9 protein-coding genes are annotated in these 14293 nt (G+C 55.8%); 4 read left to right on the top strand and 5 right to left on the bottom strand.

The features are described from left to right. Positions 1 to 358: 358 nt before the first annotated feature. Complete coding sequence (locus AC1MEE_RS04515) at positions 359 to 496, bottom strand: DUF3761 domain-containing protein (RefSeq protein WP_480414061.1); 138 nt, start codon at positions 494 to 496, stop codon at positions 359 to 361. A gap of 360 nt (positions 497 to 856) precedes the next feature. Here AC1MEE_RS04515 and AC1MEE_RS04520 point away from each other — a divergent pair, with 360 nt between their 5' ends. The 3 genes from AC1MEE_RS04520 (at position 857) to AC1MEE_RS04530 (ending at position 8598) form a co-directional block, all read left to right on the top strand. Further along, a complete protein-coding gene (locus tag AC1MEE_RS04520) occupies positions 857 to 6307 on the top strand; it encodes a trifunctional serine/threonine-protein kinase/ATP-binding protein/sensor histidine kinase (RefSeq protein ID WP_480414062.1) in 5451 nt (1816 codons plus the stop codon). A gap of 142 nt (positions 6308 to 6449) precedes the next feature. Further along, on the top strand, positions 6450 to 7124 hold the full coding sequence (locus AC1MEE_RS04525; protein ID WP_480414063.1) for a type 1 glutamine amidotransferase domain-containing protein: 675 nt from the start codon (positions 6450 to 6452) through the stop codon (positions 7122 to 7124). Positions 7125 to 7323: 199 nt separating this feature from the next. Beyond that, complete coding sequence (locus AC1MEE_RS04530; RefSeq protein ID WP_480414064.1) at positions 7324 to 8598, top strand: 3-phosphoshikimate 1-carboxyvinyltransferase; 1275 nt, start codon at positions 7324 to 7326, stop codon at positions 8596 to 8598. A gap of 16 nt (positions 8599 to 8614) precedes the next feature. On the opposite strand, the gene AC1MEE_RS04535 is transcribed toward AC1MEE_RS04530, so the two are convergent. Beyond that, on the bottom strand, positions 8615 to 9673 hold the full coding sequence (locus AC1MEE_RS04535) for an SDR family oxidoreductase (RefSeq protein ID WP_480414065.1): 1059 nt from the start codon (positions 9671 to 9673) through the stop codon (positions 8615 to 8617). 132 nt (positions 9674 to 9805) lie between these two features. Here AC1MEE_RS04535 and AC1MEE_RS04540 point away from each other — a divergent pair, with 132 nt between their 5' ends. After that, positions 9806 to 10675: a LysR family transcriptional regulator gene (locus AC1MEE_RS04540; protein WP_480414066.1), complete on the top strand. Its 870-nt coding sequence runs from the start codon at positions 9806 to 9808 to the stop codon at positions 10673 to 10675. A 231-nt stretch (positions 10676 to 10906) separates the two neighbouring features. Here AC1MEE_RS04540 and AC1MEE_RS04545 read toward each other — a convergent pair whose 3' ends face one another. The 3 genes from AC1MEE_RS04545 to otnI form a co-directional block, all read right to left on the bottom strand. Further along, entirely contained in the window at positions 10907 to 11722 is an 816-nt protein-coding gene (locus AC1MEE_RS04545; protein WP_480414067.1) for a transporter substrate-binding domain-containing protein, read from the bottom strand. A gap of 92 nt (positions 11723 to 11814) precedes the next feature. Then, the gene (locus AC1MEE_RS04550; RefSeq protein WP_480414068.1) at positions 11815 to 13440 is read right to left on the bottom strand and encodes an NADP-dependent glyceraldehyde-3-phosphate dehydrogenase; all 1626 of its coding nucleotides are present in this window, start codon (positions 13438 to 13440) and stop codon (positions 11815 to 11817) included. 50 nt (positions 13441 to 13490) lie between these two features. Further along, positions 13491 to 14279 carry a 2-oxo-tetronate isomerase gene (gene otnI / locus AC1MEE_RS04555; RefSeq protein WP_480414069.1) on the bottom strand — a complete coding sequence of 263 codons (789 nt, stop codon included), beginning with the start codon at positions 14277 to 14279 and terminating at the stop codon, positions 13491 to 13493. Positions 14280 to 14293: the final 14 nt, after the last annotated feature.

Genomic DNA, 14293 nt, shown 5'->3' on the forward strand with positions numbered 1-14293 from the left:
GTAATTGTCAGGGCCTGACGTATGACGAGCGGGCAAATGTAATAGTCACCCAGTTACTATTCAATAATGGGTTGTATGTTAGTGCGTGGACCAAAGCGGAGATGAGTCGGTAGGTTTTTTCTAAGTCAGATCTTTATGTGAGTGGTTGTTCTGCCGACAGCAGGCCGTTACCTGGGTAGCATCCTTTTGGTTTGACATCACCGGCGGCAACCTAAGACTGAACAGGGTGCAGGGTGCAGGGTGCAGGGTGCAGGGTGCAGGGTGCAGGCGACTGGACCGGGACCGAAGAAGAGTAAGTCCTGCCAAGTGATTAGAAGCCCAGCCAAGCGCTGGGCTTTTTGCATCCGGTCTGACGGTTTTACAGCCAAGCCATCACACCGCCATGCCGCGAGCATGTGCCACTTCTGTGCCGGCTGAAGCTGAACGATTTATCACGACATTTGGCAGTAGCACCAACCGGGGCAGTTTCTGATTTTGTATGAGCTGGGCTATGCACCGGCTGCCCGTCGCTTTATGTATGAGCCATGCTCAATGAGCTGCGATTCATCAGGGGATACGGCGCTACGATCAACGTACGATTTTGCGAAAGCTGGCTGAAAAATCAGGGCTGCCGCGAGAGCCAAGTAGGCTAGTTTCATGCTGTGCTCAGTTTGTTGTTGGGATGGTTTATTGCGTCGGATTACCTTTTCGCTGCTCTCTGGGGTCTCAGATGCCGCGCTAGAGGGGATCTGAGGGGCGTCGAGCAGTGGAAGTCTTTTTACTTCGGTCTATAGTCCCTGCACAGGCGCTGCTATAGTCCTCTGGAGTAAGGGCCGGAATGCAAGGCGCTTTTTGAGGTGCAGGACAGGGAGATGTCATGAGCGAGCTGCCGGGATTTATATCGCGAGAAGAAATTTATCGGAATGAGTCAACGGTCGTCATGCGGGCGGTGCGGCAGCGAGACAATCTTCCGGTCATTATCAAATATTCAGCCAATGAATATCCTCCACTCAAGCAAGCGGCAAGCCTGCGAAATGAGTTCGATATTTTGCAAGGGCTCCAATCGCATCAGGTCATTCAAGCCTATAGCCTGGAGCGGCTACACAACAGAATGCTTTTAGTCCTGGAGGATTTCGGCGGATCGCCGATCCTTCACTATTTTTCCGGGAAAAATATCTCCGTCCAGGCTGTCCTGGAAATCGCGATTGCGGTGACTGACGGTCTCCTCGCAATCCACGAATATGACATTGTTCATAAAGATATTTCCCCAACGAACATCCTTTTCAATCCGGACACTCACGAAGTCAAAATTATAGATTTCGGGATTTCCACCCGCATTTCGCACGAAACCCAAGTACTCAAGAATCCCGATGGGTTTGAGGGAACGCTGGCCTATATTTCGCCAGAGCAAACCGGGCGAATGAACCGCACCCTCGACTTCAAAACCGATCTGTACTCCCTGGGAGCGACCTTTTATCACTTGCTGGGAGGCATGCCACCCTTCGAAAACACCGATGCGATGGAGCTGGTGCATGCGCATATCGCCCGGCAACCTCGCCCGCTCAGCCAGATCAATGAAGAGATACCTCAGGTAATATCAGATATTGTCACCCGGTTGATGTCCAAAGCGGTGGAGGATCGCTACCAGAGCGCAATCGGGTTGAGACACGATTTGCAGCAGTGTCTGAGTCAATGGGTAGAACGAGGAGAAATTAATCCGTTCCCACTGGCTGAGCGAGATGTCTCCACAAAACTCGAAATACCACAACATATCTTCGGGCGCGAAGCTGAAGTCGACACGTTGCTACAAGGTTTTGATCGTGTTGTCCAAGGCAATACAGAGCTGCTTCTGGTGGGGGGATATTCGGGTATTGGTAAATCGTCCCTGGTCAGAGAGGTGCACAAGCCTATCGTCAGGCAAAAGGGTTACTTCATTGCCGGCAAATATGATCAATTCGATCGTGGGGTTCCGTACTCTGCGCTCGCGCAGGCTTTCGATCAAATGGTGCAGAGCATCCTGACCGAGTCATCCGAGCAAGTCGCCTCCTGGCGATCCCAGGTTCAGGACGCGCTGGGTCCTAATGGTCAGATCATCGTTGATGTCATCCCGCTACTCGAACAGCTGATTGGACCACAACCCGCTGTCCCGACACTTCCCCCCACAGAAGCGCTGAGTCGTTTTAACCAGGTTTTCCAGAACTTTGTTCGCGTCCTGGCTCAGGCCAGGCATTCCCTGGTTATCTTTCTTGATGACTTGCAATGGGCAGACAATCCTTCCCTCGTTCTTCTAGAGGGCCTTCTGTGTCAAAGCAATATTGCCCACCTCTTTGTCATCGCCGCCTATCGGGACAACGAAGTTGATGCAGCGCATCCGTTCATGCTTGCCGTGCAGGCCATCAGGAAGTCTAAAACCAACGTCAGTGCCATTGTCCTTTCTCCGTTGACACCTGGCGATGCAGGCGCGCTCATTTCGGGAGCACTTCGTAGTCACCAGGAGCAAACATTTCCTTTGGCTCAGTTGCTGTATGAGAAAACAGGGGGCAATCCGTTTTTTCTGATTCAGTTGTTGTACTCGCTTCATGAAACTCATCAACTGACCTTGAACCCTGACGATGCAAAGTGGCGTTGGGATATAACAGAGCTGCAAAGTACCGGTATCACCAACAATATCGTTGAGTTGATGAGCGCTCGACTTAAACATTTACCCAAGCTGTGCATGGACTTCCTCAAGACGGCGGCGTGTATCGGTAGCCAGTTTGATCTCAAGATGTTATCGACTGTCTCGCAAACGCCGTATCACATGACGGCGCAACATATCTGGCCTGCGTTGATTCAGGGTCTTATTGTTCCGATCTCCAAGGATTACCAGGCCGCTCACGAGTTAATACCCGCACAGGCCCATTCGAGCAAAAATGCCGAGCCCCTTCGAGCCAGGCTCAATGAAGCGTTGCGTGAAGAGATTGAGTCGGGGCGATTCAATGCACATTATCGTTTTCTCCATGACCGTGTGCAGCAGGCGGCCTATCTGTTGATTCCGGAGCAGGACAGAAAATTCGAACATTTAAGAATCGGTCGTCTTCTGTTGGCAGGATGCAACACTGAAACTCAACGTGAGGAGATGCTCTTCGAGGTGACGAGACATCTCAATATCGGTATCGATCTGGTCATTGATGAGTCCGAAAAACTAGTACTTGCCAAGCTCAACTTTCAAGCCGGCAAGCGCGCCAAAGCGGCCGCCGCCAACAAGGCGGCCGTTCAACATTTTTCCATCACCCTTGGCCTATTGGGTCCACAGGCATGGCGACAACACTACGAACTCCTGTTTGAACTGCACAACAGTCAGGCTGAATGTCAGTATCTGATCGGAAACTTCCAGGCGTCTGACCGCCTCAGTATGGAGGCTGTCACTCACGGCCGAAGTCAAGCGGACAAGGCGGCGGCTTATTCCACGCGCGTTCAATTATTCATGACAGGATCGGAGTTTTCGAAAGCCCTTCAGGCTGGGATCGAAGGCCTCACGCTGCTGAATTTCAACGTACCGAGGAGTGACGACGAAAAGACACGAGCCTGTAACGCGGAACTGGCGGGAATCAACGAGCGCTTGCACGGTGTTGCGGTCGCGACCCTGGTCGAGCACCCGGCGATGAATGATCCGGTGAAAAAAACTGCCATGGATCTTCTGGTGCCCACCTGGTGTGCTGCCTACTTCGCAGGCGATATGAAATTGAGCGCCCTCACAGTGTATTGGATGGTCTCGACCTCATTGGAATATGGCAATTGCGATGCTTCTGCGATGGGCTATGTACTCCACGGCATGCTTCTGGCGATTGAAGGAAACTACCGGCGGGGTTTCGATTTCGGCATGCTTGGGAAAACTTTGAACGAGGAGAAGTTCGTCAATCCAGTCTATACCCCTAAAGTCTGCAACATGATGGCAAATTCACTGAATCCCTATTTCAACCACCTCGAAAGCAACTTGCCGTACTACATGAAAAGCTACACGACCGGCCCTCAAATCGGAGACATCTTCTATAGCTTATGGGCCGCTCATCTGATGATTTTGGTCAGAACGATGAAAGGCGACAATCTGGACGATGTCTTGAGAGAGTCCGACAAATACGCACATTTCGTCAGGGATATCAAAGACGGGAATATTATCAATGCCTATGACTTGCATCGCCAGATTCTGCTTGGTCTTCAGGGTCTGACGAAAAGTCCGGGCTCGCTCGACACAGATACCTTCAATGAAGCTGAGCATGTGCAGTATTTTCAGGACAGCAAATTTCACGTTGGAACGCTTTGGTATGGCGTTTTCAAAACGGGATTACAGGTTATGCTGGGGCAGTTTTCCGAGGCCTTGCAGACCGCCGAGCTCACTGAGAGTGCCATTCCCTACGATATTGGACTGTGGTCGACCACCAACCACTTTTTCTATCAGTCCTTGGCCATCACCAAGGCGTATGCCGACGTCGCGCAGCCGGAAAAGACCCGCTATAACGAACGCCTGAAAAGAAATCTGGAAAAATTCAAACTCTGGTCGGAGAACGGCCCGGTTAACTTCTTGCATCGCTATCAATTGATGAGCGCAGAGCAGGCGCGGCTGGAAGGGCGGGACGCGGATGCACAGACGCAATACGATCTGAGTATCGAGAATGCTGTAGCAGGGAAGTTTACCCATGATGAAGCGTTGGCACTGGAATTTGCAGCACTCTTCTATTTGGAGAGAGGCCGTAAACGAGTGGCTCAGGTTTACCTGACCGATGCCTACTATGCCTACAGGCGCTGGGGCGCAAGTTCAAAAACCAGTCTCCTGGAGCAAGAGTTCGGCGAACTCTTGCTCAATGCCGGCGTTAAATCGGACACGATCAAAGCCGGAAATGCGGTACAGGTGACTCGCTATATCTCGGTTACCGACGGTAATAGCAGTCTCGACTTCGCCACGGTGATCAAGGCAAGCCAGGCGATATCCCAGGAGATCGTTCTGGACAAGTTACTGGGCACGTTGATGTCGACACTGATGGAAAGCGCTGGGGCTGAACGAGGGGTTCTGATTCTTGAAAAGCACGGGGAGCTGTTCATTGAAGCGCAAGCAAATATTCAAGGCTCGGCCGTCGTTAAACGCCCTTTGCAAGACTTCCCGGACCTGATCCATGGCGTTGTCAACTTTGTCCACAGAACGCACGATAACCTTATCCTGGACGATGTCTATCAAGATCATCGATTTATCAATGACGAGTATGTGGTGAGGGCAAAACCGAAGTCAGTGCTCTGTTTACCCGTTATGAACCAGGGTCGACTGCTCGGCTTGGCCTATTTTGAAAACAACCTCTCCAGCAATGTGTTTACCGTGAACCGAATCACGGTACTTGGGCTGCTGATATCCCAGGCTGCTATTTCTATCGAGAACTCCACGCTCTACCAAGAACTCGAGCAGCGGGTACAGGAACGTACCCAGGAACTCAGGGAAGCCCAGAGCCAACTCGTCGCAACTGCCCGGCAGGCCGGCATGGCCGAAATCGCCACCAACGTGCTGCATAACGTTGGCAACGTCCTCAATAGTGTGAATGTCTCCGCTGACCTGGTGACTCGCAAGCTAAGCACCAGCAAGGTCTCAGGGCTCAGCAGGGCGGTAAAGTTGATGAACGAGCATGCCGAAGACTTGGGCGACTTCATCTCTCGAGACGAAAAAGGCAAGCTTCTGCCGGGGTACCTGAACCAACTGGTGGACACCCTGGCCCTCGAACAGCAGAGCATGACCGCCGAACTGGCGCAATTGACCAAAAGCGTTGAGCACATCAAAGAAATCGTCGCCACCCAGCAATCTTATGCGGGCGCTTCCAGTATCGTCGAGACCGTGCAAATACGGGATCTGGTAGAAGATGCCTTGCGTATGAATGTCGGGATACTCACGGCTCGTCGGATAGAGGTTCTGAAAGACTTCGCAGAAGCTCCCGTGCTGCAACTGGACAAGCACCGGGTGCTTCTGATCCTGGTCAACCTGATTAAAAATGCCTGCAGTGCAATGGACAATAGACCGGATCGACACTCTCAGATCACGCTACATATTGAGGTGGTGCAGGGACAGACCTTGACGATCAGCGTGATCGACAATGGAGAGGGTATTGCGCAAGAGAACCTGGAGCGCATTTTTGCGCATGGATTCACCACCCGCAAAGACGGCCATGGTTTCGGTTTGCATAGCTGCGGTCTGGCAGCCATGGAGATGGGTGGTTCGCTGAAAGCGAATAGCGATGGGCCGGGAAAAGGTGCAACCTTTACCCTTGAGCTGCCAATCGAAGCCTCGAATGAGGGCGTTACTCTAGCGTGAAGACGGGACCATCGGCTTGTCACTGAATCCATGCGCATGGGATGGTGCGCAGCAGATCATCGAGCGAATCGCCGGCTGTATTGACGACAGCTCTGGCTTAGAGTCGGCAGCGACGACTGATCTCAACAAGCAGGAGAACGTTATGAAGATTCTGATGGTATTGACCTCCCACGACCAACTCGGCGACACCGGAGCCAAGACCGGCTTCTGGCTGGAAGAGTTCGCGTCCCCTTATTACGTGTTCAAGGACGTCGGTGCCGAAGTGACCCTGGCCTCACCCAAGGGCGGCCAGCCGCCACTGGATCCGAAGAGTGACGAGCCAGGCGCACAGACCGCCGCCACCGAGCGCTTCCGTAAGGACTCAGCGGCTCAGGCTGCACTGGCAGCTACATCGACGCTCAAAGGCCTGAAAGCCGACGACTACGATGCCGTGTTCTACCCGGGTGGCCATGGTCCGCTGTGGGATCTGGCGGAAGACCGCGACTCGATCGCCCTGATCGAGGCATTCGCTGCCGCCGCGAAGCCGATTGCAGCTGTTTGCCATGCTCCGGGCATATTCCGGCACACCAAACGAGCCGATGGCGAGTTCCTGGTCAATGGCAAAAAGGTCACCGGCTTCAGCAACTCCGAAGAAGCCGCGGTGCAATTGACTGATGTGGTGCCGTTTCTGGTTGAGGACATGCTGCAAGCCAACGGTGGCATCTACTCGAAAACCGCGGACTGGCAGAGCCACGTCGTGACGGATGGTCTGTTGGTTACAGGGCAGAACCCAGGCTCGTCCGACGCCACGGCTGAGGCGGTACTGGCGCTGATCTAGGCCCGCTTGACTCCTCGGCCTGGGACGGCTTTTCATAGAGCCCAGGCTGCTGCTCAGTCAGCTTCGACCTCTTCGAATCTGCAGATATGGCGCGTGTATCTGCAGAGTTTTGTCGTGGACGGCGTCTATATGGCACTCTATCAAGCTCTTAAACATTAGATTTGGCGGCTGCGTCGTTTTGAATCAGGAGCGTTAAGCATTGAGTATCCATAAGACCGTGACCCTTATCCCGCCAAGCTTTTCCTTGCGCGGAAAGGTGACGCCACCAGGTTCAAAATCCATCACCAATCGCGCCTTGCTTCTTGCCGCTCTGGCCACGGGTACCAGTCGCCTGAGCGGTGCTTTGAAAAGCGATGACACCCGGCATATGTCCAATGCGCTGCGGCAGATGGGCGTCATCATCGACGAACCCGACGACACCACCTTTGTGGTCACTGGCCGAGGCAAACTACAAGCGCCAGGGCAGGCGCTGTTCCTGGGTAACGCCGGGACTGCGATGCGCTTCCTGACCGCAGCCGTGGCGACGGTAGAGGGCGTGGTGACCCTGGATGGCGATGAGTACATGCGCAAGCGCCCCATAGGTCCGCTACTCGACGCGTTGACCCTTGGCGGTTTGACTGCTGAAAGCCTCACTGGCTGCCCGCCGGTCATCGTCCGGGGCATGGGACGTATCCAGGCCACACGTTTCGAAATCGACGCAGGCTTGTCGAGTCAGTACGTGTCCGCGCTATTGATGGTTGCCGCCTGCGGCCAGACGCCCATCGAGGTGGTCCTGACCGGTAAGGATATCGGTGCGCGTGGCTATGTGGATCTTACCCTGGCCTGCATGAGCGCCTTCGGTGCGCAGGTTCAGGCTGTGGACGAAAGCACCTGGCGCGTGGCCCCGACCGGTTATACCGCGAGCGACTACTTGATCGAGCCGGATGCGTCCGCCGCCACCTATCTGTGGGCTGCGCAGGCATTGACCAACGGAAATATCGATCTGGGCATTGCCGAGGAGGACTTCACACAGCCCGATGCCAAGGCCAGCAGCCTAATCGCGCAGTTTCCGAACATGCCGGGGGTGATCAACGGTTCGCAGATGCAAGACGCCATTCCAACCCTGGCGGTGCTGGCTGCGTTCAACCAGACACCGGTGCGCTTTACTGACCTGGCCAATCTCCGGGTCAAGGAGTGCGACCGCATCCAGGCCTTGTTCGATGGCTTGAATGCAATCCGCTCGGGCTTGGCGACTGTCGAAGGTGACGACCTGTTGGTGGCGGCCGACCCTGAGCTGGCGGGTACTTCCTGCGAAGCGCTGATCGATACCCACGCTGACCATCGGATTGCCATGTGTTTTGCGTTGGCGGGATTGAAAGTGAAGGGGATCCGGATTCTCGACCCGGATTGCGTGGCCAAGACTTACCCGGGTTATTGGCAAACGCTGGCTGCTCTCGGCGTGCAGTTTGACACCGCGAGCGCGCAGATTGATTGAACAGACTTGAGTCCGATCAATCCCGGGGTTGATTAAGGCTGGTGAGGTCACTCATTGAGGTGGTCGGCAGTTTGCCATGGGTCATATACCAATCGACCTCGTCGCGAAGAGTCTCTGTGATTGGCCGGAACCTCAGGTGCAGTTCGGCTTGACTCTTTGAGTGGTCAAAGTGCGAGCGGTCTATCTCTCTGCGTATGACGCGGACGGTGGCCACGCTGAGCAGTGCCGGCCGCCCGCTGATCCGCGCGATGAGTTCCTGGCAGCCGGCGACGACCCAGAGCAGCAATGGAGGAATAGCGCGAGTGGGCGCGGGGATCCCGGTCACTTCCTGATACATGCGCATCAGGTCGCGCATGCTGATGTGCCTGCCGGCCGCGAGGTAATGCTCGCCTCGTCGACCGTTATCAACAGCCGAAATCATGGCGGACGCTACGTCACGCGCATCGACGAAGGAGACGGTCGCCGGGGGGATGCCGGGCAGCTTGCGTTGCATGAAGTCCAGTGTGAATTGTCCGGCCGACGTGGGTCCGATATCGCCAGGCCCGTGCATCCAGCCCGGCATGACGAATACGCCGAACATGTCCGGATGACGCACCAGAAAGTCCGACACGACCCTGTCGCAAAGGATCTTGCTACGGTAATAGTCGTCCGCCTCGCTCACGTCCCGTTTCATGCTCTCGTCGATGAGCGCACCCCGCGGACCATTGACCACCGCGATCGAGCTGGTATGGACGAAACGGCGGATACCGGCTGCATAGGCGGCATTGAGCAGGTCGTTCGTACCCTTAACGTTGATGCGCTCCAGCAGGGTCCAGTGCCGGCCACCGTAATAGCTATCACGGAAATAGGCCGCGGTATGGAACAGCGCATCACACCCCACCAGCGAGTCGGCGAAGTCCGCCACGTTCTGCATGTCGCCTTCGATGATCTCGATGTTCGAAAGTCCGTTGAACTGCTCCCGGGCCTTATGTCGAGAGCGGACCAGCGCACGCACGGTCATCCCTTTGGCGATGAGCGCACGGACCAGGTTATTCCCGAGCAGTCCGGTGGCTCCAGTGACAAATACGGTTTGCATGGTTTAGTCCTTTCAGTTTGGGCCTTTCGTTTGAGAGGACTGGTATACCGTGAGACTGTTTTGCGAAAAACGGTGATAGATGCACAATGGCTTTGCGAATATGCAAAGTAACGGCCTGAACAGGATTTAAACGTGGAAACCAATTGGGATGACTTGCGCCTTCTGCTTGCGATCTCGCGTCGGGGTAGCTTTCTTCAGGCAGGGCGAACACTGGGCATGGCGGCTTCCACGTTGTCGCGGCGCGTTAGCCAACTAGAGGAAGCGGTCGGCGAGCTGCTGGTAGAGCGCGGAGTCGAGGGCTGCCGGATTACCGAACGCGGTCTGGCCCTGGTGGCGGTTGCCCAGGCGGCGGAAGAAGGTTTGCAGCGTCCCTCTGGCGTAGCGGCCGGCCTGGATAACGCGGTACTTTCGGGTAACGTCGTAGTGACCGCTGGCGAGGGTTTTTCTCCTTATGTCATGGAAGCGGCGGGGCGCTTGACCTCTCTACATCGGCGCTGCTCGGTGAAGTTCGTGATGGAAGCCGAGTTCTGCAAGGTCGCGCGCGGAGCCGTGGACATTGCCATTCGCACCAGCCATCTGGGGGAGCCGTCGCTGATCTACCGGCCTCTCGGCAACGTCGCCTATGGCATTTTCGCAGCACCTGCCTACCTTGATCGGGCAGGGGACGGACTGGCACCGGAGACAGTGTCCAGCATTGCGCTATTGCCGCCGTTGGATGCACTCCCTCACATGCGTGCAGCGCGGGCGGCGAATCTGAGGGGCGCTCAGATCAGCGTGAACTCTTTTGCCGCACAGATGGAGGCGGTAAAAAGAGGGCATGGCGTCGCGGTGCTACCGCGCATTTTGGCTGGCGGATTGATTGAGCTGTTCTCGGAAATCGAACTACCCGAGATGGAGGTCTTTCTCGTCACGCGTCCGCAAGCCCTGAAACAACCTCACATCAAAGCGCTGTTTGGAATCCTGGATGAGGTTCTTCGATTCGCACTTATCAATAACATGTAAGTCATTGAAAAATAATATAATTTTTAAGTAAGGCACCGATTTAATGTAGGAGCTGACTTGTCTGCGATCCAGTGCGAAGCGCTGGCAAAAATGGTGAATTCACCACCGCTGGAAGGTCCTTCCTGTCGGATGCGACCCCGGCCTATCGCAGACAAAACTACGCGTCCCGGTCTCTCCTACAGACCGAGTTTGCTGCGCGACAGCGCAGCGTCGAAGACGGGGCGGGACCTCTTAAGGAGGAGTAATTGCGCCGTGTTCAGACTGTCCGGGCGTTGCCAGCCACTGGCCGACAATTTTCTGGTAACTCCCGTTTACCTTGGTCAGGTGCAGCCACTGATCGACGTACTGTTTCCAGCTGATGTCGTCGCGAGGCAGGAGATAGGCTTTCTCACCGTACTGCATGAACCGGGTCGGGTTGATGGCGCAGAGTCCTGGTTTGAGTTTCTGCTGGTAGAGCGCCTCGGACGCATCCGTGATCATCACATCGGCTTTCTTGTCCAAAAGCTCTTGGAATAGACTCACGTTGTCGTGAAGGATCAGCTGTGCCTTGGGCAGGAAAGCATGAACGAAAGCTTCATTCGTACCACCGGCGGGTTCAATCAGACGCACTGAGGGTTGGTTGATCTGCTCGATGGTCTGGTAGCGCGTTTGATCTTCACAACGCGCCAGCGGAATCTTGCCATCTACATCCAGCGTGTGACTGAAGAACGCCTTCTTCTGCCGCTCCAGCGTGACAGAAATACCCCCGACCGCAATGTCGCATTTCCCCGCCAACATATCGGGCATCAGGGTCTTCCAGGTGGTCGGTACCCACTGCACCTTGGCGCCCAGGCTCTCTGCCAGCGAGCGCGCCAATGCGATGTCGATACCTTCGTAGTCGCCCCCTTCGCCTTTGTAGGAATAGGGCTTGTAGTCGCCCGTGGTACACACCGTCAATTGACCCTGCTGCATCACAGTGTCCAGGTGTGATGGCGCTTCCTGTGCCTGAACAACGCCGGATAGCGCCAGCAGACTGCCGAGAAGCACTGTGTTTTTCATCGTTTGCATGTTCTTCAATGCTCGTCGGCAGTGGTTATGAGGTTTGATTGGCGGTGGTGGGCGTCTCCCGCACAGACCCTTTCATACCCTCACTCAACCCCTCAAAAAATGTAATCCGTAGTCAGAAAACTCGATTCTCGATTACGAATGATCTCGCTGATGAGTTCTTTGTTGCTCTCCTGGAATTTGGTGGCGACCAGCGTGCGGATCGAGAAGACCCTGAGGGCGTCGTGAACGGACAGGGTGCCTTCGGCTGAGTTTTTCCGGCCATTGAACGGGTAAGTGTCCGGGCCACGTTGGCACTGGGCATTGATGTTGATGCGCCCCACCTGATTGGCGAAGGTGTCAACCAGGCGCCCCACCTGCGTGGAGTTGGTGCCGAAAATACTCAGTTGCTGACCGAAGTCCGAGTCGAGTACGTAGTCGATGACCGTTTCGAGAAAACGATAAGGGACGATAGGCACCACCGGGCCGAATTGTTCTTCCGTATACACCCGCATCTCGGGGGTCACGGGGTATAGAACCGCGGGATAGAAGAACGAACTGCGCGTCTCGCCGCCATGGGCATTGACGACTTTCGCCCCCTTGCTGGTGGCATCTTCGACCAGTGAACGCAGGTAGTCGGTCTTGCCCGTTTCCGGAAGGGGAGTCAGCGCCACGCCGGGCTCCCATGGCATGCCGGGCTTGAGCGTTTCGAGTTTGCGGTTGAATTTTTCGATGAAACTGTCGACCACCGCCTCGTGGACGAACAGGATCTTCAACGCGGTGCAGCGTTGACCATTGAAAGATAACGAACCGGTAACGGCTTCGTTGACGGCGTTGTCCAGATCCACCTCGGGCAGAACGATGCCGGGGTTCTTTGCATCAAGACCCAGGGCCGCACGCAAGCGGTGGGGTTTTGGGTGCAGTTTCTTCAGGTCGCTGGCTGCCTTGTTGGTGCCGATGAAGGCGAAGATATCGACTTTGCCGCTGGCCATCAGGGCGCTGACCGTTTCCCGTCCGCTGCCATAAATCACGTTGATCACCCCGGCCGGGAAGCTGTCTCGGAAGGCTTCCAGCAGAGGGCGGATCAACAGCACGCCCAATTTGGCCGGCTTGAACACCACGGTGTTACCCATGATCAGCGCGGGAATCAGGGTGGTGAAGGTTTCGTTCAACGGGTAATTGTAGGGGCCCATGCACAGAGCAACGCCCATCGGTACACGACGGATCTGGCCGAGGGTGTCCTGTTCAAGCTCGAAGCGACTGGAACGACGATCAAGTTCCTTGAGGGCATTGATGGTGTCAACGATGTAGTCACAGGTCCGGTCGAACTCCTTTTCGGAGTCCTTGAGACTTTTGCCGATTTCCCACATCAGCAGTTTGACCACCGCGTCGCGCTGTTCCCGCATGCGTATCAGGAACGTTTCCACATGCTGAATCCGCTCGGCGACCCGCATGGTTGGCCAGCTTCCTTGCCCATTGTCGTAGGCACGGACAGCAGCATCCAGTGCCGTCAAAGCAGTCGGGGCATCCAGCAAGGGTGTGCTGCCGAGTATGACTTGCTCGTCACCGTGATCCGTTGCCAGGTAAACCGGGCTGCGCACTTGAGCCAGTGGACCCTCCCAGAGATGCAGCAACCCATCGACGAGATACTCGCGTTGTTCGATCTGGCCGTCGAGGCGATAGTTTTCCGGGATATCTGCTGCGGTGGGAAAAAGGTTATTCAGAACGCGCTCGCTGGTCATGACGTTACTCCATGTTTAGATAAGCGACGAAGGACGCTTTATTTCAGCCATCAGGCCGGCAGTGCTCGCAGCTTTCTCAGCCAATCCAGTCCTGCTGATGTATTACCTCGTGGACGGTATTCGCAACCGACCCAGCCGGTATAGCCCAATTGGTCGATCAGGTCGAATAAGTAGGGATAGTTCAGCTCGCCCAGGTCCGGTTCGTGGCGGTCGGGTACCCCGGCAATCTGGATATGGCCGATACCGGCAAAGTCGCGGCGCAGCTTGGTGGCGAGATCGCCCTCGACGATCTGGCAGTGGTAGCAGTCGAATTGCACCTTGAGGTTGGCGGCGCCGACTTCCTTGCAAATGGCCTGGGCCTGATCCTGACGGTTAAGGAAGAAGCCCGGTATGTCGCGGGTATTGATCGGCTCTATCAGCACCGTGATCCCGACCTTGGCGGCGTCTGCCGCCGCGTGGCTGAGGTTTTCCAGGTAGGTGGCGCGGTGACGCGGGCGTTCGGCCTCGCTGGGCAGCAGGCCGGCCATCACGTGGATTCGGTCGTTGCCGAGCACCGTCGCGTATTCCAGGGCGCGGCCGAAGCCGCTTTTGAATTCCGCTTCCCGCCCCGGCAGCGACACGGTACCGCGTTCACCGGCCGCCCAGTCACCGGGCGGGGCGTTGAACAACGCCTGGACCAGACCGTTGTCGTCCAGGCGTTGTTTGAGTTGCTGGGCGCTGTAGTCGTAGGGGAACAGATATTCCACCGCTTCGAAGCCATCGCTGGCGGCGGCGGCGAAGCGTTCGAGAAATTCGTGTTCCGGGTACAGCATGCTGAGGTTGGCAGCGAAACGAGGCATGGTGGCTCCTGAGT

It is taken from the genome of Pseudomonas sp. ASL3, from assembly GCF_056680425.1.